25 protein-coding genes are annotated in these 20948 nt (G+C 71.9%); 21 read left to right on the top strand and 4 right to left on the bottom strand.

From position 1 onward, the window contains the following. The 3 genes from ACZ58V_RS27655 to ACZ58V_RS27645 all read right to left on the bottom strand — a co-directional run bounded on the left by ACZ58V_RS27655 (nucleotide 1) and on the right by ACZ58V_RS27645 (nucleotide 3483). Nucleotides 1–741 carry an LON peptidase substrate-binding domain-containing protein gene (locus tag ACZ58V_RS27655; protein ID WP_189729016.1) on the bottom strand — a complete coding sequence of 247 codons (741 nt, stop codon included), beginning with the start codon at nucleotides 739–741 and terminating at the stop codon, nucleotides 1–3. Nucleotides 742–752: 11 nt separating this feature from the next. Beyond that, nucleotides 753–1784 (bottom strand): hypothetical protein, encoded by a 1032-nt coding sequence (locus tag ACZ58V_RS27650; RefSeq protein WP_468193465.1) that lies wholly within the window; start codon nucleotides 1782–1784, stop codon nucleotides 753–755. 121 nt (nucleotides 1785–1905) lie between these two features. After that, entirely contained in the window at nucleotides 1906–3483 is a 1578-nt protein-coding gene (locus tag ACZ58V_RS27645) for an oxidoreductase (RefSeq protein WP_468193463.1), read from the bottom strand. Between the two features lie 207 nt (nucleotides 3484–3690). On the opposite strand from ACZ58V_RS27645, the gene hisD reads away from it, so the two are divergent. From hisD to ACZ58V_RS27595, 10 genes are all read left to right on the top strand, one after another. Next, complete coding sequence (gene hisD, locus ACZ58V_RS27640) at nucleotides 3691–5016, top strand: histidinol dehydrogenase (protein ID WP_468193461.1); 1326 nt, start codon at nucleotides 3691–3693, stop codon at nucleotides 5014–5016. Continuing rightward, a complete protein-coding gene (locus tag ACZ58V_RS27635) occupies nucleotides 5013–6137 on the top strand; it encodes a histidinol-phosphate transaminase (protein WP_471293179.1) in 1125 nt (374 codons plus the stop codon). The genes hisD and ACZ58V_RS27635 overlap by 4 nt, the downstream gene beginning before the upstream one ends. Further along, on the top strand, nucleotides 6134–6727 hold the full coding sequence (gene hisB, locus ACZ58V_RS27630; protein WP_468193458.1) for an imidazoleglycerol-phosphate dehydratase HisB: 594 nt from the start codon (nucleotides 6134–6136) through the stop codon (nucleotides 6725–6727). Before ACZ58V_RS27635 ends, hisB begins: the two co-directional genes overlap by 4 nt. Further along, entirely contained in the window at nucleotides 6724–6888 is a 165-nt protein-coding gene (locus ACZ58V_RS27625; RefSeq protein WP_189729006.1) for a hypothetical protein, read from the top strand. The genes hisB and ACZ58V_RS27625 overlap by 4 nt, the downstream gene beginning before the upstream one ends. Next, the gene (hisH, locus tag ACZ58V_RS27620) at nucleotides 6885–7529 is read left to right on the top strand and encodes an imidazole glycerol phosphate synthase subunit HisH (RefSeq protein ID WP_468193456.1); all 645 of its coding nucleotides are present in this window, start codon (nucleotides 6885–6887) and stop codon (nucleotides 7527–7529) included. Before ACZ58V_RS27625 ends, hisH begins: the two co-directional genes overlap by 4 nt. Further along, entirely contained in the window at nucleotides 7529–8269 is a 741-nt protein-coding gene (gene priA / locus ACZ58V_RS27615; RefSeq protein ID WP_184596611.1) for a bifunctional 1-(5-phosphoribosyl)-5-((5-phosphoribosylamino)methylideneamino)imidazole-4-carboxamide isomerase/phosphoribosylanthranilate isomerase PriA, read from the top strand. The genes hisH and priA overlap by 1 nt, the downstream gene beginning before the upstream one ends. Next, nucleotides 8266–8670, top strand: coding sequence for a RidA family protein (locus ACZ58V_RS27610; RefSeq protein WP_468193455.1), 405 nt, complete (start codon nucleotides 8266–8268; stop codon nucleotides 8668–8670). Before priA ends, ACZ58V_RS27610 begins: the two co-directional genes overlap by 4 nt. After that, nucleotides 8667–9422, top strand: a complete 756-nt coding sequence (gene hisF / locus ACZ58V_RS27605; RefSeq protein ID WP_189729000.1) for an imidazole glycerol phosphate synthase subunit HisF — start codon at nucleotides 8667–8669, stop codon at nucleotides 9420–9422. The genes ACZ58V_RS27610 and hisF overlap by 4 nt, the downstream gene beginning before the upstream one ends. A 119-nt stretch (nucleotides 9423–9541) precedes the next feature. Continuing rightward, the gene (locus ACZ58V_RS27600) at nucleotides 9542–10132 is read left to right on the top strand and encodes an ArsR/SmtB family transcription factor (protein ID WP_468193453.1); all 591 of its coding nucleotides are present in this window, start codon (nucleotides 9542–9544) and stop codon (nucleotides 10130–10132) included. Next, nucleotides 10110–11360, top strand: a complete 1251-nt coding sequence (locus ACZ58V_RS27595; protein ID WP_471293173.1) for an MFS transporter — start codon at nucleotides 10110–10112, stop codon at nucleotides 11358–11360. Before ACZ58V_RS27600 ends, ACZ58V_RS27595 begins: the two co-directional genes overlap by 23 nt. Nucleotides 11361–11396: 36 nt before the next feature. Here ACZ58V_RS27595 and ACZ58V_RS27590 read toward each other — a convergent pair whose 3' ends face one another. Continuing rightward, entirely contained in the window at nucleotides 11397–12032 is a 636-nt protein-coding gene (locus ACZ58V_RS27590) for a TIGR03085 family metal-binding protein (protein ID WP_471293171.1), read from the bottom strand. An 83-nt stretch (nucleotides 12033–12115) separates the two neighbouring features. Here ACZ58V_RS27590 and hisI point away from each other — a divergent pair, with 83 nt between their 5' ends. The 11 genes from hisI to lgt all read left to right on the top strand — a co-directional run bounded on the left by hisI (nucleotide 12116) and on the right by lgt (nucleotide 20892). Further along, nucleotides 12116–12559 (top strand): phosphoribosyl-AMP cyclohydrolase, encoded by a 444-nt coding sequence (gene hisI, locus ACZ58V_RS27585; RefSeq protein ID WP_468193449.1) that lies wholly within the window; start codon nucleotides 12116–12118, stop codon nucleotides 12557–12559. 11 nt (nucleotides 12560–12570) lie between these two features. Next, nucleotides 12571–14052, top strand: coding sequence for an anthranilate synthase component I (locus ACZ58V_RS27580; protein ID WP_468193447.1), 1482 nt, complete (start codon nucleotides 12571–12573; stop codon nucleotides 14050–14052). Between the two features lie 41 nt (nucleotides 14053–14093). Beyond that, nucleotides 14094–14735: a TIGR02234 family membrane protein gene (locus ACZ58V_RS27575; RefSeq protein ID WP_468193445.1), complete on the top strand. Its 642-nt coding sequence runs from the start codon at nucleotides 14094–14096 to the stop codon at nucleotides 14733–14735. A 124-nt stretch (nucleotides 14736–14859) separates the two neighbouring features. Then, nucleotides 14860–15111, top strand: a complete 252-nt coding sequence (locus ACZ58V_RS27570) for an HGxxPAAW family protein (protein WP_468193444.1) — start codon at nucleotides 14860–14862, stop codon at nucleotides 15109–15111. An 83-nt stretch (nucleotides 15112–15194) separates the two neighbouring features. Further along, nucleotides 15195–15629, top strand: coding sequence for a DUF2752 domain-containing protein (locus tag ACZ58V_RS27565; RefSeq protein WP_471293167.1), 435 nt, complete (start codon nucleotides 15195–15197; stop codon nucleotides 15627–15629). A gap of 136 nt (nucleotides 15630–15765) precedes the next feature. After that, nucleotides 15766–16575: an indole-3-glycerol phosphate synthase TrpC gene (trpC, locus tag ACZ58V_RS27560; protein WP_193480575.1), complete on the top strand. Its 810-nt coding sequence runs from the start codon at nucleotides 15766–15768 to the stop codon at nucleotides 16573–16575. A 21-nt stretch (nucleotides 16576–16596) separates the two neighbouring features. Next, on the top strand, nucleotides 16597–16803 hold the full coding sequence (gene trpM / locus ACZ58V_RS27555; RefSeq protein WP_471293165.1) for a tryptophan biosynthesis modulator TrpM: 207 nt from the start codon (nucleotides 16597–16599) through the stop codon (nucleotides 16801–16803). Between the two features lie 104 nt (nucleotides 16804–16907). Then, entirely contained in the window at nucleotides 16908–18194 is a 1287-nt protein-coding gene (trpB, locus tag ACZ58V_RS27550) for a tryptophan synthase subunit beta (protein WP_468193439.1), read from the top strand. Then, nucleotides 18191–19009, top strand: coding sequence for a tryptophan synthase subunit alpha (gene trpA, locus ACZ58V_RS27545; protein ID WP_468193437.1), 819 nt, complete (start codon nucleotides 18191–18193; stop codon nucleotides 19007–19009). Before trpB ends, trpA begins: the two co-directional genes overlap by 4 nt. 86 nt (nucleotides 19010–19095) lie before the next feature. After that, the gene (locus ACZ58V_RS27540; RefSeq protein WP_471293162.1) at nucleotides 19096–19872 is read left to right on the top strand and encodes a DsbA family protein; all 777 of its coding nucleotides are present in this window, start codon (nucleotides 19096–19098) and stop codon (nucleotides 19870–19872) included. A gap of 84 nt (nucleotides 19873–19956) precedes the next feature. Then, entirely contained in the window at nucleotides 19957–20892 is a 936-nt protein-coding gene (gene lgt / locus ACZ58V_RS27535; RefSeq protein WP_468193434.1) for a prolipoprotein diacylglyceryl transferase, read from the top strand. Nucleotides 20893–20948: the final 56 nt, after the last annotated feature.

Below are 20948 nucleotides of genomic sequence, written 5' to 3'. Positions count from 1 at the left end.
TCAGTTGAGGCTCATCGGGCCGCGCGTCAGTTCCGACGCCGGCAACGACGGCAGATTACGGATGATGGCCGTCTCCGAGCGAAGGAGTTTCAGCTCGTCGCGCAGGCGGGACGCCGTGTCGGGGGCCTGGAGCAGGCGTTGCTTGGACGGGGTGTCCAGCATCATCGCCGCCGCCACCAGATACGACACCACGCCCGGCTCGTCGGGCAGCTCGGCACCGGTCGCCAGGGAGCGTTCCCGCGCGCCGGCCAGCCGCTTCTGGTACTGGCGGAAGGACCGCAGCACCCCCTCGGCCAAGGGCGCGGCCTCGTCGCCGGGCTCCTCGGGCAGCGTCTCCAGCTCGGCCGTAAGGAAGGGGCCGGAGGCGTCGACGGACAGCAGCCGCACCCGGGAGGTGCCGGTCGCCAGCACTTCGAAGGAGCCGTCGGTGCGCTCCCGGATCGTCGCCGCGTCCGCCACACAGCCCACCTTGTGGAACGCCTTGACCGGGTCCGCGCCGAAACCGGCCAGCGGGCCCCGGTCGGGCAGGGCCGTCGGGTCGGGCATGCCGGGCGCGCTCGGGGCCACCTCGTGGCCGTCGCGGATCGCCACGACGGCGAACCGGCGCGGCTCGTCCTCCGGGGTCTTCAGCAGCTCGCGCATCATGGCGCGATACCGCTCCTCGAAGACGTTGAGCGGGAGCACGAGCCCCGGGAACAGCACCGAGTTCAGGGGGAAGAGGGGGAGCCGGACGGTGGTCACGACGCAAAAGCCTAATGGTCGCCGGAGCGGACTCGTCCGCCCCGTTCACTCCGTGGATGCCAGGACGGCCGGCCTGCCGTCGCGGCCCGGACGTCGTCGCGCATCCGCAGGAAGTGTCCGAGCGGGTCGTCCGACACCTGGTCCCAGGGGAACGAGGTGGCGTACGGGCCGTTCAGCCGCAGCTGCTCGGTGGCGTCCGGCCAGCGCTCCAGGCACACCAGGACGAAGATCAGCAGGTTCCGCATCCGGGCGGGCCAGGGGTCGGCCGCCGGCAGCAGCGGGGACAGCGCGATCGCCCGGTCGGCGGCCGCGTCCAGCCGCTCGCGAGGCACCTCGGGCCCGCAGCCGTCGGTCAGGTAGCCGAAGGCCGCCCGCAGCGGGAGTGCCTGGGCGAGCGCGTCGGCGGGCGCGTCCTGTGCGGCCCGGTCGGCGAAGTCGAAGCACTCCTGGTGCGAACCGTGCCAGTAGGCGGCCAGATAGCGCAGGGCCGCCACATGAGAGCCGTAGTGGTGCGGAGACCGGCGTACGGCCGCCGCCCACAGCTCCTCGAAGTACTTGTGCCCGGCCTGCGCGCCCCGCGCGTGGTCGAGCGCGAGCCGCCACGGCACCGGGTCCCGCTGGTCGCCCCGGGCCGAGGCCGTGAGCAGCGGGCTCACCTCGCGCAGCAGCTCGGTGCGGGCCGGTGAGAGCCAGGCGCGGTCCACCGCCAGCTGGGCCCCGACCAGCAGCGCGTCGGGGTCGTGCGGGGCGGTGGCGAGCCAGGCGTCCAGCCATTCGGGGCGTGAGCGGGCGAAGGCGGCCAGCCGGGTCACGTACCGGTCGCGTCGTTCCCACTCGGCCGCCGCGCGGGTGGCCTGGAGCAGCCCGGCGGCCGGTCCGTGGTCGCCGCGGGCGGCGGCGACCAGCGCCGGACTCAGCCGCGCGTCGGGCGCGTCGAGCAGCACCTCGTCGTCGGCGAAAGGCCCGCCGACGAGGTGGGGGGCGGTCCTTGTCATCCGGCTCGCGCGGATGAACGGGAGCTGCAGAGCCATGGTGTCGACCATTGAAAGACCGCTGGTCACAGCGGCGCCAGATCGTTCGGGGAACTCGCCGAAAGTTGTACGCCTGATGGTCAAGAGAAGGTAAAGGTGTGACAGTTCAACAACTGTGGTCACACCGGCAACATCAGTTGCGCCGCAGCAAGCGTGTGGCCCCCGCCGCCACCGTCGTCGCCAGGATCCAGCCCAGCAGGATCATCGCCGTCGCCAGCCACTGCCAGCCCCCGCGCAACTGCCAGAAGCCCACCTGGCCCAGGTCGATGACCGGCAGCAGCAGATCGAGCGTGAAGAGCGTGGGGCTCCACTCCGGATGCTCGCCCCGCTTCAGCGGCGGATGGCCGGCCTGCGCGAAGGCGAACGAGCCCGCCGCCCACAGCACCGCCATCCAGACCGCGGCCCGGCCCGGCCGGTACCCGTAGGCGACCGTCCAGTCCTGCACATAGCCCCACAGCTTGGCCGCCGGCGGCAGGCTCTCGCGGTGCCGGCGCTGCTTGGCGAGCAGCACCTCGCGGGCGTCCACGTCCTCCCCGCCGGCCCGCAGTACGGACGCGAGACGCTCGTACGGCTCAGGGTTGTACTCGGCGGTCGCCGCCGCCACCCAGTCCAGCCGCTCGGCCAGCGGGAACGGGCCGCGCGGCACGAGGTTCTCGTAGGCGAAGCCGCCCATGTGCAGCCGCCCCGGGCCGGGCCAGGCGTCCGCCCGGTCCATCAGGTTGATGATCTTCGCCCCCGACAGCACCACCCGCCCGCGCGCCGGCTGCTCCCCGAGGAACCGCAGCTCGGGTGTCTGCACCCGGCGCAGCGACAGCTCCTGGTCCTCGGTGAGGCCGAACCGGGCCCGCTCGAAGTCGACGGCGTCGCCGAACCGCCCGTCGTCGAGCCGTATCCCGCCCTCGCACTCGAACCGCTGGATCCGTGTGCCGCGCGCCGGGGTCATCCCGCTCATCGCCTGGGCGCCGACCCCCGCCGGGGTCAGATACAGGCTGCGCTCGACGGTCAGCTGCGGGGCGTTCAGCGCGAGCCGCTCGTAGGGGTTGGCCAGGCGCGCGCCGCGCAGGCTCAGCGAGACGCCGATGGTGGCGGCGCGCAGGCTCAGCTCGCCGTGCGACTCCAGCAGCTCGGCCTGTAAGTCCTGGCCGACGGTCAGGCCGTCCGCGGCGATCGACCGTCCGCTGCGGTCCCGGTGCACGATCGACTGGTTGAGCATCAGGTCCGTGCCGATCTGCGCGTCCGTGATCCGGATGCCGCGGTGGAAACGGCAGCGCGGCAGATGCAGATCGCCCTCGGTGTGCACCCGGGCCGCCTCGAGGCGCGGCACCGAGCAGTCCACCATCCGCAGGGTCGTGAAGCGGGCCTCCGGCAGCAGCACGTCCTGCTCGAACCGGCACTGGCGCATCTCGACGTACGGCACCACCGTGCCCCCCGCGAGATCCAGCGAGCCGCTGATCCGTATGCCGGCCAGCTTCAGCGCCGACACCCGGCCGGCCAGGGCGGGCGGGCCGTCGAGAAGCAGCCAGCAGACGATCCGGGCCCGCACGGTCCGCTCCTCGCCCCACGGCAGGCCGCCGTGCGGATCGTCCACCAGCGGGTCGCCGCTGCTCAGGTCGTACACGCTGCCATTGCGGAAGGCCTGCCACATGCCGGCCTCGGCCGCGGTCAGGTCCTCGGGCACATCCCCGGCACGCACGCCGGCCCCCTCGGTCACGCTCTTCCCTTCCTCCCCGGGTACTCGTGGGTTGGTTTCTTCGTACAACAGTTCATGCCCGCTGGGTGACGCACCGAACGCGAAACGTGCTGTGCTTCGTGGGGGACACCCCCACACCCCCGTGATCTCCCGGCCTCCCGCGGCGTTCTGTATCAGCCATTGATACGCGCGGACGACGCCTCACCCGGGTCTGAGAGAATTGAGCACGTGATCTCCCGAATCGATCTGCGCGGCGACGCCCTCCCCGAGGGCACCGCCCTGCGTGACCTGCTGCCCCGAGCCGAATTCGACGTAGCGGCCGCCCTGGAGAAGGTGCGTCCCATCTGCGAGGACGTGCATCATCGGGGCGACGCGGCGCTGATCGACTTCGCCGAGCGGTTCGACGGGGTCAGGCTCGACCAGGTGCGGGTGCCGGCCGCCGCGCTCACCCGCGCGCTGGAGGAACTCGACCCGGCCGTGCGCGCCGCCCTGGAGGAGTCCATCCGCCGCGCCCGGATCGTCCACCGCGCCCAGCGCCGCGACACGCACACCACCCAGGTCGTGCCCGGCGGCGCCGTGACCGAGAAGTGGGTACCGGTCCAGCGGGTCGGGCTCTACGCGCCCGGCGGCCGCTCCGTCTACCCGTCCTCCGTGATCATGAACGTGGTGCCCGCGCAGGAGGCCGGGGTCGAGTCCGTCGCGCTCGCCTCTCCCGCCCAGGCCGAGTTCGACGGCCTGCCGCACCCCACCATCCTCGCCGCCTGCGCGCTGCTCGGCGTCGACGAGGTGTACGCGGCCGGTGGTGCCACTGCCGTCGCGATGTTCGCCTACGGCACCGAGTCCTGCGCGCCCGCGAACATGGTCACCGGCCCCGGCAACATCTGGGTCGCCGCCGCCAAGCGCTACTTCACCGGAAAGATCGGCATCGACGCCGAGGCCGGCCCGACCGAGATCGCGGTCCTCGCCGACGACACGGCCGACCCGGTGCACGTCGCCTCCGACCTGATCAGCCAGGCCGAGCACGACCCGCTGGCCGCCGCGGTCCTCGTCACCGACTCCGTCGAGCTGGCGGACGCCGTGGAGAAGGAGCTGGAGCCGCAGGTCGCGGCCACCCGGCACGTCGACGACCGGATCGTCCCGGCCCTGACCGGCAAGCAGTCCGCGATCGTGCTGGTCGACGGCATCGACGAGGGCCTCAGGGTCGTCGACGCGTACGGCGCCGAGCACCTGGAGATCCAGACGGCCGACGCCGCGGCGGTGGCCGAGCGGGTCCGCAACGCCGGCGCGATCTTCATCGGCCCCTGGGCCCCGGTCTCCCTCGGCGACTACGCGGCCGGTTCCAACCACGTCCTGCCCACCGGCGGCTGCGCCTGCCACTCCTCGGGCCTGTCCGTCCAGTCCTTCCTGCGCGGCATCCACATCGTCGACTACACGAAGGACGCGCTGGCCGAGGTCGCGCACCATGTGGTGACGCTGGCGGAGGCGGAGGACCTGCCCGCGCACGGCGCGGCGATCAAGGCGAGGTTCGGCTGGAAGGTACCCGAGAGCAAGTGAGCGACGTACGTATCGACGATCTCCCCGTACGGGACGAGCTGCGCGGCAAGTCCCCCTACGGCGCGCCCCAGCTGGACGTCCCCGTACGGCTGAACACCAACGAGAACCCCTATCCGCTGCCCGAGCCGCTGGTCGAGCGCATCGCCGAGCGGGTCCGTGAGGCGGCGCGGAACCTCAACCGCTACCCGGACCGGGACGCGGTCGAGCTGCGCACCAAGCTCGCCGAGTACCTGACGGACACCTCCGGCCACGAGGTCGGCCTTGCCAACGTCTGGGCGGCCAACGGCTCCAACGAGGTCATCCAGCAGCTGCTGCAGACCTTCGGCGGGCCGGGCCGTACGGCGATCGGCTTCGAGCCTTCGTACTCGATGCACGGGCTCATCTCGCGGGGTACGGGCACGGGCTGGATCTCCGGTCCCCGCAACGAGGACTTCACGGTCGACCTGGAGGCCGCCGAGAAGGCGATCGCCGAGCACCGGCCCGACGTCGTCTTCATCACCACGCCCAACAACCCCACAGGCAACGCGGTCCCGCCCGAGACGGTCCTCGCGCTGTACGAGGCCGCGCAGGCGGCCAAGGCCGCGACTGCCGGGGCGATCGTCGTGGTGGACGAGGCGTACATCGAGTTCAGCCACGGCGACTCGCTGCTGCCGCTGATCGAGGGCCGCCCGAACCTCGTCGTCTCCCGCACGATGTCGAAGGCGTTCGGCGCGGCCGGCCTGCGCCTCGGCTACCTCGCCGCGCACCCGGCCGTCGTGGACGCCGTCCAGCTCGTCCGGCTGCCGTACCATCTGTCGGCCGTCACCCAGGCGACCGCCCTGGCCGCCCTGGAGCACACCGAAACGCTGCTGGGCTACGTCGAGCAGCTCAAGGCCGAGCGGGACCGGCTGGTGCGCGAACTGCGCGCGACGGGCTACGAGGTCGTCGAGTCCGATGCCAACTTCGTGCAGTTCGGCAGGTTCGAGGACGCGCACACGGCCTGGCAGAAGATCCTCGACCAGGGTGTCCTGGTCCGGGACAACGGCATCCCCGGGTGGCTGCGGGTGTCAGCCGGAACCCCCGAAGAGAACGGCGCGTTCCTCGACGCGGTTCGTGCACTGAAGAAGGAGCAGAGTCAATGAGCCGCACCGGACGCGTGGAGCGGACGACCAAGGAGACCACGGTCCTCGTCGAGATCGACCTCGACGGCACGGGCAAGACGGAGATCTCCACCGGCGTCGGCTTCTACGACCACATGCTCGACCAGCTCGGCCGGCACGGTCTGTTCGACCTGACCGTGAAGACCGAGGGCGATCTGCACATCGACTCGCACCACACCATCGAGGACACCGCCCTCGCGCTGGGCGCCGCCTTCAGGCAGGCCCTCGGCGACAAGGTGGGGATCTACCGCTTCGGCAACTGCACGGTCCCGCTGGACGAGTCCCTCGCGCAGGTCACCGTCGACCTGTCCGGCCGCCCCTACCTCGTGCACACCGAGCCCGAGAAGATGGCGCCGATGATCGGCGAGTACGACACCACGATGACGCGTCACATCCTGGAGTCCTTCGTGGCCCAGGCCCAGATCGCGCTGCACGTGCACGTGCCCTACGGGCGCAACGCGCACCACATCGTGGAGTGCCAGTTCAAGGCGCTGGCCCGGGCCCTGCGCTACGCGTCCGAGCGCGACCCGCGCGCGGCCGGCATCCTCCCGTCCACGAAGGGCGCCCTGTGAACGGCATCTCGACCCTGCTGATCGTCGTCGGTCTGTTCCTCGTCGGCGGGATCTACTCCTTCGTCAAGCAGAAGATGCCCAAGGGCCTGATCGTGCTGCTGTCGATCGGCGCCGCGATGTGCCTCGTGGCCGGCGTCGTGCGGCTGGAGGTGTGGAATTGAGCGCCCCTCAGAGGAAAGTCGTGGTGTTCGACTACGGCTTCGGCAACGTCCGCTCCGCCGAGCGTGCCCTCGCGCGCGCGGGAGCCGATGTCGAGATCACGCGTGACTACGACAAGGCCATGAACGCCGACGGGCTGCTCGTCCCCGGCGTCGGCGCCTTCGCCTCCTGCATGAAGGGCCTGCGCGAGGTGCGCGGCGACTGGATCGTCGACCGCAGGCTGTCCGGCGGCCGCCCGGTCATGGGCATCTGCGTCGGCATGCAGATCCTCTTCGCGCGCGGCATCGAGCACGGTGTGGAGACCGACGGCCTCGACGAGTGGCCCGGCTCGGTCGAGCCGCTCCAGGCCGACGTCGTGCCCCACATGGGCTGGAACACCGTGGAGGCCGCGGCCGGCTCGCGGCTGTTCGACGGCCTGGACGCGGACGCCCGCTTCTACTTCGTGCACTCCTACGCCGTCCACGACTGGTCGCTGGAGACCCACAACCCGACCCTCGAGCCCCCCAAGGTGACCTGGTCCACGCACGGCAAGCCGTTCGTCGCGGCCGTCGAGAACGGCGCCCTGTGGGCCACGCAGTTCCACCCCGAGAAGTCCGGCGACGCCGGAGCGCAGCTGCTGAACAACTGGATCGGAACCCTCTGATGCCCCCGAAGTCCTCCGTGAAGCTCGAACTCCTCCCCGCCGTCGACGTCAGGGACGGCCAGGCGGTCCGCCTGGTGCACGGCGAGTCCGGTACGGAGACCTCCTACGGCTCCCCCCTGGACGCCGCTCTCGCCTGGCAGCGGTCCGGCGCCGAGTGGCTGCACCTGGTCGACCTGGACGCCGCGTTCGGCACCGGGAACAACCGTGAGCTGATCGCCGAGGTCGCGAAGGCGATGGACATCAAGGTGGAGCTGTCCGGCGGCATCCGCGACGACGACACCCTCGCCGCCGCCCTGGCCACCGGCTGCACCCGGGTGAACCTCGGCACGGCCGCCCTGGAGACCCCCGAGTGGGTCGCCAAGGTCATCGCCGAGCACGGCGACCAGATCGCCGTCGGCCTCGACGTACGCGGCACGACCCTGCGCGGCCGGGGCTGGACCCGCGACGGCGGCGACCTCTACGAGACGCTGGCGCGCCTCGACAAGGAGGGCTGCGCGCGGTACGTCGTCACGGACATCGCCAAGGACGGCACGCTCCAGGGCCCCAACCTGGAACTCCTGAAGAACGTCTGCGCGGCCACCGACCGCCCGGTCGTCGCCTCCGGCGGCGTGTCGTCGCTGGACGACCTGCGCGCGATCGCGGGTCTCGTCCCGGCCGGTGTCGAGGGGGCCATCGTCGGGAAGGCCCTGTACGCGAAGGCGTTCACCCTGGAAGAAGCCTTGGAGGCTGTGGCGTCATGACATCCGAAGCCGTACGGCGCGTGCAGAGCGGAAGTCCCTGGGAAGAGTCCTTCGGTTTCGCACGGGCCGTGGCGGCGGGTGACCGTGTCATCGTGGCGGGCACGACCGCCTTCAAGGGCGACGTGCTGTACGGCGACGGCGACCCGTACGAACAGACCCGGGTGGCCTTCGCCAGTGCGGTCGAGGCGATCGGTGAGTTCGGGCTCGGCATCGAGTCCGTGATCCGGACCCGTATGTGCCTGGCACATTCGCGCGATGTCGATGCGGTGGGCCGCGCCCACAAGGAGTTGTTCGACTCCGTGCGCCCGGTCACGACCCTGCTGGTCGTGGAGGGCTTCATCGACTCGCGGGTCCTGGTGTCAGTCGAAGTGGAAGCGTATAGAGGAGCCGTGGATTCATGACCCTGGCGGTCCGAGTCATCCCCTGCCTGGACGTGGACAACGGCCGGGTCGTCAAGGGCGTCAACTTCCAGAACCTGCGCGACGCGGGCGACCCCGTCGAGATGGCCAAGGTGTACGACGCCGAGGGCGCCGACGAGCTGACGTTCCTGGACATCACCGCCTCGTCGGGCAACCGCGAGACGACGTACGACGTGGTGCGCCGCACGGCCGAGCAGGTGTTCATCCCGCTCACGGTCGGCGGCGGTGTGCGCACCGCCGAGGACGTGGACAAGCTGCTGCGCGCGGGCGCGGACAAGGTGGGCGTCAACACCGCCGCCATCGCGCGTCCCGAGCTGATCCGCGAGATCGCCGAGCGCTTCGGCCGGCAGGTGCTGGTCCTCTCGGTGGACGCCCGCCGCACCGAGTCGGGCTCCTTCGAGGTGACCACGCACGGCGGCCGTCGCGGCACCGGCATCGACGCCGTCGAGTGGGCACACCGGGCCGCCGAGCTGGGCGCGGGTGAGATCCTGCTCAACTCGATGGACGCGGACGGCACGAAGGACGGCTACGACCTGGAGATGATCCGGGCCGTACGCAAGCACGTGACCGTCCCCGTCATCGCCTCGGGCGGCGCCGGCAAGCTGACCGACTTCCCCCCGGCCGTCGCGTCGGGCGCGGACGCGGTGCTGGCCGCCTCGGTCTTCCACTTCGGGGACCTGCGCATCGGCGAGGTCAAGGAGACGCTGCGGGAGGCGGGTCACCCGGTGCGGTGACGCCTTCGCTCAAGAGCCCCGGCCGCCCGGTGCGGCCGGGGCTCTTTCACGCCCAGGTGAGAAAGGAAAGTTGCGCAAAAATAATTGCGCAAGTTTTCTTTCGTACCTACGGTTCAGTCATGGGAAGCAAGGAGAGGGACCGCCGCATCACCGACCTGGGCACGCTCAAGGCGCTCGCCCACCCGCTCCGGATGAAGCTGATGCGCGGGCTGACCCTCGCCCGTGTCGCGACGGCCTCACAGCTCGCCGAGGAGGTCGACGAGGCCGTCTCGCTGGTCAGCTACCACCTGCGCAAGCTCGCCGAGCACGGGCTGATCGAGGAGGCCGAGCCGCGCAGCGCCGACGGGCGGGAACGCTGGTGGCAGCCGGCCTCGGACGGCGTGAGCATCCATGCCGAGGACTTCAGCGACGCCCCCGAGAAAGCGGCAGCGCACACCGCGGCCAGCCGCCTCTTCTTCGAGCAGCGCGCCGACATGTACCGGCGCCACCTCGACGAACGCGCCCACTGGGACTCCGAGTGGACCACCGCCGCCGAGTCCTCGGAGTCCGTACTGCGGCTCACGGCGGCCGAACTCGCCGAGCTCACCGGTGAGTTGCGTGCCCTCGCCCAGAAGTACCAGGAGAAGGGCCGCGCCGCCGAGGCGGCCGGGGACACCGAGGGGCGCGAGAACGTCGCGCTGCACACCTATGCCTTCCCCTTCCGTACCTGACACCGCCGCCGTCCGGCCGGCCCACCGCGACCCCGATGTGCTGCGCTGGCTCGGGGCCTACACCTCGTCGGCGGTCGGGGACACCGTCTACTACGTCGCCCTGTCCTGGGCGGCCGTACAGACCGGGACACCCGCCGAGGCCGGGCTGGTCACGGCGGTGAGTGCCGTGCCCCGGGCCCTGCTGATGCTCGGCGGGGGAGTGGTCACCGACCGGTACGGGCCGCGCCCGGTCGTCCTCGGCAGCAGTGCCGCGCGGTGTCTGCTCGTCGTCCTGGCTGCGGCGATGCTGCTGGTGGCGGACCCGGGGCTGTGGGCGCTGGGCGGTGTGGCGCTGCTGTTCGGGATCGTCGACGCCGTCTTCCTGCCGGCCGCGAGTGCGCTGCCCGCGCGGATCACCGGCCGGGAGCAACTCGCCCGCGTGCACGGCATGCGCGGCCTGGCCACCCGGCTCGCCACGGTCTTCGGCGGACCGCTCGGCGGCCTCGGCATCGCGCTCGGCGGCACGGCCGGGGCGTTCGGGCTGGCCGCGCTGCTCATCGGGGTGTCGCTGCCGGTGCTGTGGGCGGTACGGGTCGGCCGGACAGCCTCCGCGGCCGGGGGCGTGGAGCGCCCGCGCGGTACCGCCCTCGCCGAACTGCGCGACGGACTGCGGCACATCGCACAGGACCGGGTGCTGCGCCCGCTGGTGCTCGCCATGGCACTGGCCGACCTGGGCTTCGTCGGGCCGATGAACCTCGGACTGACCCTGCTGGCCCGGGAGCAGGGATGGGGCTCCGCCGGCATGGGCTGGGTGCTCGCCGCGTTCGGCGCCGGAGCCGGGGCCGCCTCGCTGCTGCTCGCGCTGCGCGGCCGGGTGCCGCGCGCCGGGCTGGTCATGGCCGTGGCGGAACTCGTCGGCTGCTCGGCGATCGCCGCGCTCGCCCACGCGCCGTCCGTCCTCGCCGCCACCGCGGTGGCCCTGGCCATCGGCCTGGCCGCCGGACTCGGCGGCGCGCTGAGAGGGGCGCTGCTCCAGGTCACGGCGGGCCCGGCCTACGTCGGCCGGGTCACCTCCGCCGCCACCCTGGTCGGCTTCGGCGTCGCCCCTCTCACCTTCCCGCTGGTCGGCGCGGCGGTCGCCCGCTGGTCGGCGGGCCCGGTCTTCGCGGGGTGCGCGGCGATCTGCGCCCTGGGCGTACTCGTCACCCTGTGCTCGGCCCCGCTCCGCCGCGCCGAACTCCCGCGCTGATCAGCCCACGCCCACCGGCGGCGCCGTCCGGCCGTCTCAGATGCCGAGCTGCTTCGACTCGTGCAGCTTCGCGATCGCGTTCTCGTCGCCGTCCAGGTCGACCTTGGCCGCGCTCTGCCGGCCGTAGGAGAACAGGACCAGCTCGGACGGCTCGCCGGTCACCGTGACCACGGGTGTGCCGCGCTGGGCGACCGTCGTCTGGCCGTCGGGGCGGCGCAGGACCAGGCCCGTCGGGACGCCGCGGCCCATCAGCCGGGCGGTGCGCTCCAGACGGGACCACAGGGCGTCCTGGAAGACCGCGTCGAGCTCGCGCGCGGACCAGTCGGGCTGGGCACGCCGGACGTCCTCCGTGTGGACATAGAACTCGATGATGTTCGACATCTCGTCGACCGGCTTGAGGGAGAAGGGCGAGAAGCGCGGCGGGCCCGTACGGATCAGCTGGATCAGCTCCTCGTACGGCTTGCCGGTGTACTCGGCCATCACCCGGTCCAGGCGCGACGCGAGCTGTTTGATCAGTATCCCGCCGGCGGCGTCCGGGCGGCGCTCGCGCACCACCACGTGGGCGGCGAGGTCCCGGGTCGTCCAGCCCTCGCACAGGGTGGGCGCGTCCGGGCCCGCGGTCTCCAACAGATCGGCGAGGAGAAGTCGTTCACGCTTTGCATGGGTCGACATGCGGCCAGCCTACGACCGTGCCCGGGGTCCGCCCAGTGGACACTCCATCTGGCCTGTCAGTGGCGCGCGGCACAATGGACCGCATGACCAGCACGCCCGCCCGTCGCCCGGCCACCGCCCCTCACGGAGGCGCTTCGCGCCACAGTGCTCCATCCAGCCGCCTCGACCCGGAGATCGCCGCGCGCCTCAAGCGCAGCGCCGACGGCCTCCTGCCCGCCATCGCCCAGCAGTACGACACCGGAGAGGTGCTGATGCTCGGCTGGATGGACGACGAGGCACTGCACCGCACCCTGACCACCGGCCGCTGCACGTACTGGTCCCGCAGCCGCCGGGAGTACTGGGTCAAGGGCGACACCTCCGGCCACTTCCAGTGGGTCAGGTCCGTCGCCCTGGACTGCGACGCCGACACCGTGCTCGTCAAGGTCGACCAGGTCGGCGCCGCCTGCCACACCGGAGCCCGCACCTGCTTCGACGAGGACGTGCTGCTCAAGGACGGCGGTTCGGACGCCGCCGCCGCGGATCAGTAAGGTCAGCCGCCATGGACCTCGAGACGTTCCGCAAGCTCGCCACCGACCGGCGGGTCATCCCGGTCACCCGCAAGCTCCTCGCCGACGGCGACACCCCGGTCGCGCTCTACCGCAAGCTCGCCGCCGAGCGCCCCGGCACCTTCCTGCTGGAGTCCGCCGAGAACGGCCGCTCCTGGTCCCGGTACTCGTTCGTCGGAGTCCGCAGCGCCGCCACGCTGACCACACGCGACGGACAGGCGCACTGGCTCGGCACCCCGCCCGTCGGCGTCCCCACCGACGGCGACCCGCTCGCCGCCCTGCGCGCCACCATCGAGGCCCTGCACACCCCGCACCAGGAGGGCATGCCGCCCTTCACCGGCGGCATGGTGGGCTACCTCGGCTACGACATCGTCCGCCGCCTGGAGAAGATCGGCCCCGGCGAGCGCGACGACCTGAAGCTGCCCGAGCTGACCATGCTCCTCACCAGCGACCTCGCGGTCATGGACCACTGGGAGGGCTCGGTCCTGCTGATCGCCAACGCGATCAACCACAACGACCTCGACACCGGTGTCGACGAGGCCTACGCGGACGCCATCGCCCGCCTCGACGCCATGGAGGCGGACCTCTCGCGCGCGGTGGCCCAGCCCCCCGCCGTCCTGCCGCCCTCCGAAGTCCCCGAGTACTCCGCGCTCTGGGGCGGCCCCGACTTCCAGGAGGCCGTCGAGGACATCAAGGAGCGCATCCGGGCCGGCGAGGCCTTCCAGGTGGTGCCCTCCCAGCGCTTCGAGACGCCGTGCACGGCCAGCGCGCTGGACGTCTACCGGGTCCTGCGGGCCACCAACCCGTCGCCGTACATGTACCTGTTCCGCTTCGACGGGTTCGACGTCGCCGGCTCGTCCCCCGAGGCCCTGGTCAAGGTCGAGGACGGGCGGGCCATGGTCCACCCCATCGCAGGCACCCGATGGCGCGGCGCCACCCCGCAGGAGGACCAGGCCCTCGCCGACGAACTCCTCGCCGACCCCAAGGAGCGCGCCGAGCACCTGATGCTCGTCGACCTGGGCCGCAACGACCTGGGGCGGGTCTGCGAGCCCGGCTCGGTCGAGGTCGTCGACTTCATGTCCATCGAGAAGTACTCGCACGTCATGCACATCGTCTCGACGGTGACGGGCCGCGTCGCCCCGGGCCGCACGGCCTTCGACGTCCTCACCGCCTGCTTCCCGGCCGGCACCCTCTCCGGCGCCCCGAAGCCCCGCGCCATGCAGATCATCGACGAACTCGAACCGTCCCGGCGCGGGCTGTACGGCGGCTGCGTCGGCTATCTCGACTTCGCGGGCGACTCCGACACCGCCATCGCCATCCGCACGGCCCTGCTGCGCGACGGCACCGCCTACGTCCAGGCGGGCGCGGGCATCGTCGCCGACTCCGACCCGGTCGCCGAGGACACCGAGTGCCGCAACAAGGCGGCGGCGGTCCTGCGGGCCGTCCACACGGCGAACCGGCTGGGAAAGGCCTGAGATGAACCCCGGGTGACGGTTCGCCCGGGGTTCAGGCGATAGTGGGGTACGTGACTGCTGTACCGCACCCACGTTCCCAAGCCTCCGGATCCGCCCGGGCCGGCCGCCTGAGCCTCGCCGTCGCCCTCCTGTGCGGCGCGCTCGGCGCTGCCGTGGCGCTGCTCGCCACCCGGCAGAGCTGGTCGGAGGGCACCGCGACAGTGGCCGGTGGCGCCTTCCCCCTGACCGCCACGGGCAGCGACGTCACGGGCGTCCCCGCCGCGCTCGCCGTAGTGGGCCTCGCCGCGCTCGTCGCCGTCTTCGCCGTCCGCCGGAGCGGCCGCGTCGTCGTGGCCGCCCTGCTGGCGCTCTCCGGCGCGGGCACCGTCGCCGCCGCCCTGCTCGGCGCCTCCGACAGCTCCGCACTCGACGAGAAGGCCGCCGAGGCCTCCGGCGACACCTCCGCCACCGTGGCGGCCCTCAGCCACACCGCCTGGCCCTACGTCGCGGCAGTCGGCGGCGTCCTGCTCCTGCTGGCCGGACTGCTCGCCCTGCGCTACGGCCGGCTGTGGCCCGCGATGTCCGGCCGCTACGAGCGGGACGGCACGCCCCGGCCGCGCCGCAAGGCCCCCGCCGTCGACCCCGACCGGCCCGAGGACCTGTGGAAGGCACTCGACCGGGGCGAGGACCCGACCGGGGCGTGAACCGCACGGCTGCGCGCGCCACGAGAAGCGGAGGGAGTACCCCCGCTCACCGGACGCGCGCACGTGCGGGACAATGGGCGCGAGCGTCCTGCTCAGACACGTACACAGCGACGAGGAGCAAGCAATGGCGGGCAGCAGCCACGGTCACACCCCGGCCGCCTGGACCGGTGTCACGATCGCCTTCATCGGTTTCTGCATCGCGGGCGCGTTCATGGTGTTGGACCAGCCGCTGGGCTTCTGGGCGGGCATGGTGGTCGTACTGCTCGGCGGTGTCGTCGGCGCGGCCATGCGGGCGATGGGCATGGGCCAGCCCAAGGACCTGCACCAGCCGCACGCGATGACGGGTGACCGCGAGCCGGCGCGCGCCGAGGGCTGACCCCCGGAACACACCGCGTTGTCGCGTGAGGGGCGGCCGGCACTGGGATGCCGGGACCGCCCCTCACGCGCGTGCGGGGCACAATGCATACCGTGAACGCCGACAGCCGAAGGGTGACGCGCAGCGTCCCGAGCCGCCTGGCCGTCCCCGCCGGGGTGCTGGCGGCCGTCGCCGCCGCCTTCGCCTACGTGGGTACGGTGGACCCCAACGAACCCGGCCACTACCCCGTCTGCCCGCTGCTGCGCTACACCGGCCTGTACTGCCCCGGCTGCGGCGGACTGCGCAGCGCGCACGCCGTCGTCCACGGCGACTTCGCGGCGGCGTTCCAGGACAACGCGCTCGCCGTCCTCGGCTATCTGGGCTTCGCCGTACTGTGGGCCGTATGGGTGGTCCACGCGGTCCGCGGGCGCCCGCTGCGGATCGATCCCCGGCCGGCGCAGGTGTGGAGCCTCGGCGCGTTGCTGCTGGTCTTCACGGTTGTCCGGAACCTGCCCTTCGGTGGCTGGCTCCATCCTTGATCAACTGGCGTCTGTCCAGGTAGTGGGACCGGCGTCAACCGGATGTGAGGCCTACGCCCCGCTGCGGATACCATCGCAGTGACCACGGTTTCGATGGTCGCTGGAACTGTCAACCGTCTGGAAGGGGGCCGCTCGCGTGAGTGTGCTCGACGAGATCATCGACGGAGTCCGTGCCGACCTCGCGGAGCGGCAGGCGCGCGTCAGCCTCGACGAGCTCAAGGAGCGCGCGGCGAAGGCTCCCGCGGCCAAGGACGGTGCGGCGGCACTGCGCGGCGACGGCGTCAAGGTCATCTGCGAGGTCAAGCGCTCCAGCCCGTCCAAGGGCGCGCTGGCCGCGATCGCCGACCCGGCCGGGCTCGCCGCGGACTACGAGGCGGGCGGCGCGGCCGTCATCTCGGTGCTCACGGAACAGCGGCGCTTCGGAGGCTCGCTCGCCGACCTCGAGGCGGTCCGCGCCCGCGTCGACATCCCGGTCCTGCGCAAGGACTTCGTCGTCACGTCGTACCAGCTCTGGGAGGCCCGGGCCTACGGCGCCGACGTCGTCCTGCTGATCGTCGCGGCCCTCGACCAGCCCGCCCTGGAGTCCCTCATCGAGCGCGCCGAGTCCATCGGGCTCACCCCGCTCGTCGAGGTGCACGACGAGGACGAGGTCGAGCGGGCGGTCGACGCCGGAGCCCGTGTGATCGGCGTCAACGCGCGCAACCTCAAGACCCTCGAGGTCGACCGCGGCACCTTCGAGCGCCTGGCGCCCGAGATCCCCGACCACATCATCAAGATCGCCGAGTCCGGCGTCCGCGGCCCGCACGACCTCATCGCCTACGCCAACGCCGGCGCCGACGCGGTCCTGGTCGGCGAGTCCCTCGTCACCGGCAAGGACCCCAAGACGGCGGTCTCCGACCTGGTGGCAGCGGGCGAACACCCCGCACTCCGGCACGGCCGGGGCTGATCTCCCGCTAGGCTTGCCCCGATGACTCTCACCATGACGACCCTGGACCGGTACGCCCGCCTCGCGCGCGGCTGCCGCCCCCGCGGCTGCCGAGCCCCGGCCCGCCGGGTCCACGGCCGCCGCGTGCGGTACGTCATCGGTGACGAACCGGGCCAGGTCAACGGCATGCGATGGCAGCGCCCCTCTTCTGCTTTTGGGGGCGCGGGGCTCTGTTTGATTTGCGGCTAACGCCGCGCGGGCGCGAACGGCCACAGCGGTCTCGCAGTCGACTGACAACCCTTGCCCCCACGGCGACTAGTGCATTCCACACACACTCACCGTGAGGTATCCGCATGCCCAGCCAGTTCTTCATCCCCGACCCGGAGGGTCAAACCCCCAGCCCCGAAGGCTACTTCGGGGCGTTCGGCGGCAAGTTCATCCCGGAGGCCCTCGTCGCCGCCGTGGACGAGGTGGCCGTCGAATACGACAAGGCCAAGCACGACCCCGAGTTCGCCAAGGAACTCGACGACCTGCTGGTCAACTACACCGGCCGCCCCTCGGCGCTCACCGAGGTCTCCCGCTTCGCCGCGGAAGCGGGTGGCGCACGGATCTTCCTGAAGAGGGAAGACCTCAACCACACCGGCTCCCACAAGATCAACAACGTCCTCGGCCAGGCCCTGCTCACCAAGCGCATGGGCAAGAGCCGCGTCATCGCCGAGACGGGCGCCGGCCAGCACGGCGTCGCCACGGCCACCGCCTGCGCGCTCTTCGGCCTCGAGTGCACGATCTACATGGGCGAGATCGACACCCGGCGCCAGGCCCTCAACGTCGCCCGCATGCGCATGCTCGGCGCCGAGGTCATCGCCGTGAAGTCCGGCAGCCGCACGCTGAAGGACGCCATCAACGAGGCCTTCCGCGACTGGGTCGCCAACGTCGACCACACGCACTACCTCTTCGGTACGGTCGCCGGCCCGCACCCCTTCCCGGCCATGGTCCGCGACTTCCACCGGGTCATCGGCGTCGAGACCCGCCGCCAGCTCCTGGAGCGCGCCGGACGCCTCCCCGACGCGGCCGTCGCCTGCGTCGGCGGCGGCTCCAACGCCATCGGCCTCTTCCACGCCTTCATCCCGGACACGGACGTACGCCTCATCGGCTGCGAGCCGGCGGGCCACGGCGTCGAGACCGGCGAGCACGCGGCCACCCTGACCGCCGGCGAGCCCGGCATCCTGCACGGCTCGCGCTCGTACGTCCTCCAGGACGACGAGGGCCAGATCACCGAGCCCTACTCGATCTCGGCCGGCCTGGACTACCCGGGCATCGGCCCCGAGCACTCCTACCTCAAGGACTCCGGCCGCGGCGAGTACCGCGCGGTCACGGACGACGCGGCCATGCAGGCCCTGCGCCTGCTGTCCCGTACCGAGGGCATCATCCCGGCCATCGAGAGCGCCCACGCGCTGGCCGGCGCCCTGGAGGTCGGCAAGGAGCTGGGCAAGGACGGGCTGATCGTGGTCAACCTGTCCGGCCGCGGCGACAAGGACATGGACACCGCCGCACGCTACTTCGGCCTCTACGACACCGACGCCGAGGTCGCCGCCGACGCGGACACCGACACCGCCGAGATCGAGGGGGACGCCAAGTGAGCGGCAACATCGAGCTGTTGAGTGACACCCTCGCAGCGGCCAAGTCCGAGGGGCGCTCGGCGCTCATCGCCTACCTCCCGGCCGGGTTCCCGACCGTGGACGGCGGTATCGAGGCCATCAAGGCCGTCATCGACGGCGGCGCCGACGTCGTCGAGGTCGGTCTGCCGCACAGCGACCCCGTCCTCGACGGCCCCGTCATCCAGACCGCCGACGACATCGCGCTGCGCGGCGGCGTGAAGATCGCCGACGTGATGCGCACCGTCCGCGAGGCCCACCGGGCCACCGGCAAGCCCATCCTGGTCATGACGTACTGGAACCCCATCGACCGCTACGGCGTCGAGCGGTTCACGGCCGAGCTCGCCGAGGCGGGCGGCGCCGGGTGCATCCTGCCCGACCTGCCCGTGCAGGAGTCGGCGCTGTGGAGGGAGCACGCTCAGAAGCACGGGCTCGCCACGGTCTTCGTCGTCGCCCCCAGCAGCAAGGACGAGCGGCTCGCGGACATCACCGCCGCGGGCAGCGGCTTCGTCTACGCCGCCTCCCTCATGGGCGTCACCGGCACCCGCGCGACCGTCAGCTCGCAGGCCGAGAACCTGGTGGAACGCACCCGCGCCACCGGCACCGGCCTGCCGGTCTGCGTGGGGCTCGGCGTCTCCGACGCCACCCAGGCGGCCGAGGTCGCCCGCTTCGCCGACGGCGTGATCGTCGGCTCGGCGTTCGTCAAGGCCATGCTGGACGCCCCGGACGACGCGGCCGGTGTCGAGGCCGTCCGCGCGCTCGCGGGCGACCTCGCCAAGGGCGTGCGCCGGCAGGCGTAAGAAACCGGGAAGTCATACCGGTCCCTCGTAAGGGTGGACCTGGGGCCGGGGAGGCGCGGTGCGCCTCCCCGGTTCGTTTCCGGGGTGTGAGCGAGAAGAACCGTGAGGGAAAGCGCACCGCCCGGGAGAAGCTGGCGGTCGAGCGTGAGAAGCAGAAGTCCGCGGACAAGCGCCGGCGCGCGCTGATCGTGGGCGGGGCCGTCGTAGCCGTCCTGGGTCTCGCGGCGGTGATCGGCGTCGTCGCCGCCAACGCCGGCAAGGAGGACGAGAGCGAGGCGTCGGGCCCGGTCGTGGCTCCCTCGGGAGCGCAGGGCAAGGACGGTCTCGCCATCCCGGTCGGCAAGGACAGCGCCAAGTCCACGCTCACGGTGTGGGAGGACTTCCGCTGCCCGGCCTGCAAGTCCTTCGAGACGACGTACCGGCCGGTGATCCACGAGCTGACCGAGGCCGGCGAGCTGAAGGTGGAGTACCACCTGGTCACCCTCATCGACGGCAACATGGGCGGCACCGGCTCCCGCAACGCGGCCAACGCCGCGGCCTGCGCCCAGGACGCCGGGAAGTACCCCGCGTACCACGACGTGCTCTTCGACAACCAGCCCCCCGAGGTCGACGACGCCTACGCCGACAACGACAAGCTGATCGAGCTGGCCGGCAAGGCCGACGGCCTGGACACCCCCGCCTTCCGCACGTGCGTGCGGAACGGCACGCACAACGGCTGGGTCGCCAAGTCCCACCAGGCCTTCGACAAGGGCGGCTTCTCGGGCACGCCGACCGTGCTGTTCAAGGGCGAGAACATCTACCAGGACCGGGCGATGACCCCGGCGAAGCTGAAGAAGATGGTGCTGGAGGAGAACAAGGGGTAAAGGCTTTTCTCACGCCCCCGTTATGGACCCGTAGCCGGGCTGCCTGCCGTGGGCCCGGTGCGGCAGGGTAGCGTCGACCTTGCCATGGAACTTGCCTTCATTCCCAGCCCGTCGCGCGGGGTGCTGTACCTCGGCCCCATTCCGCTGCGCGGCTACGCGTTCTGCATCATCATCGGCGTCTTCGTTGCCGTCTGGCTCGGCAACAAGCGCTGGATCGCCCGGGGCGGGCGGGCCGGCACGGTGGCCGACATCGCGGTCTGGGCCGTGCCCTTCGGCCTGGTCGGCGGCCGGCTCTACCACGTGATCACGGACTACGAGCTGTACTTCAGCGAGGGCCGTGACTGGGTGGACGCCTTCAAGATCTGGGAGGGCGGTCTCGGTATCTGGGGCGCGATCGCGCTGGGCGCGCTGGGCGCGTGGATCGGCTGCCGCCGCCGGGGTATCCCGATGCCGGCCTACGCCGACGCCGTCGCCCCGGGCATCGCCCTCGCGCAGGCCATGGGCCGCTGGGGCAACTGGTTCAACCAGGAGCTGTACGGCAAGCCGACCGATCTGCCGTGGGCCCTGGAGATCACGTCCTCGGCGGACGGGCGGGTGCCGGGCACCTACCACCCGACGTTCCTGTACGAGTCGTTGTGGTGCATCGGCGTCGCGGTCCTGGTCATCTGGGCAGACCGCCGCTTCCGGCTCGGACACGGGCGGGCGTTCGCGCTGTACGTCGCCGCGTACTGCGCGGGGCGTGGGTGGATCGAGTACATGCGCGTCGACGACGCCCACCACATCCTGGGCCTCCGGCTGAACGTGTGGACCGCGATCCTGGTGTTCCTGCTCGCGATCGCGTACCTGGTGATCTCGGCGAAGAAGAGCCCCGGCCGGGAAGAGGTCGTGGAGCCCGGTGCGGAGGTCTCCGGCGGCGAAGCCGACGGGGGCGAGAAGGCCGCCGCTGACGCCGACAAGGACGACGACGAGGCCAAGGACGACGAGGCCAAGGACGGGGCCGGGTCGGCGAAGAAGACCTGACCGTCCGCCGTACGTGTACGTGTGACCGAGGGCGCCCGGAGATGCTCCGGGCGCCC

Source organism: Streptomyces sp. NPDC040589 (assembly GCF_055594445.1).
The sequence above is the reverse complement of the archived record's forward strand: the minus strand, read 5'-3'. Positions and strand labels throughout refer to the sequence as shown.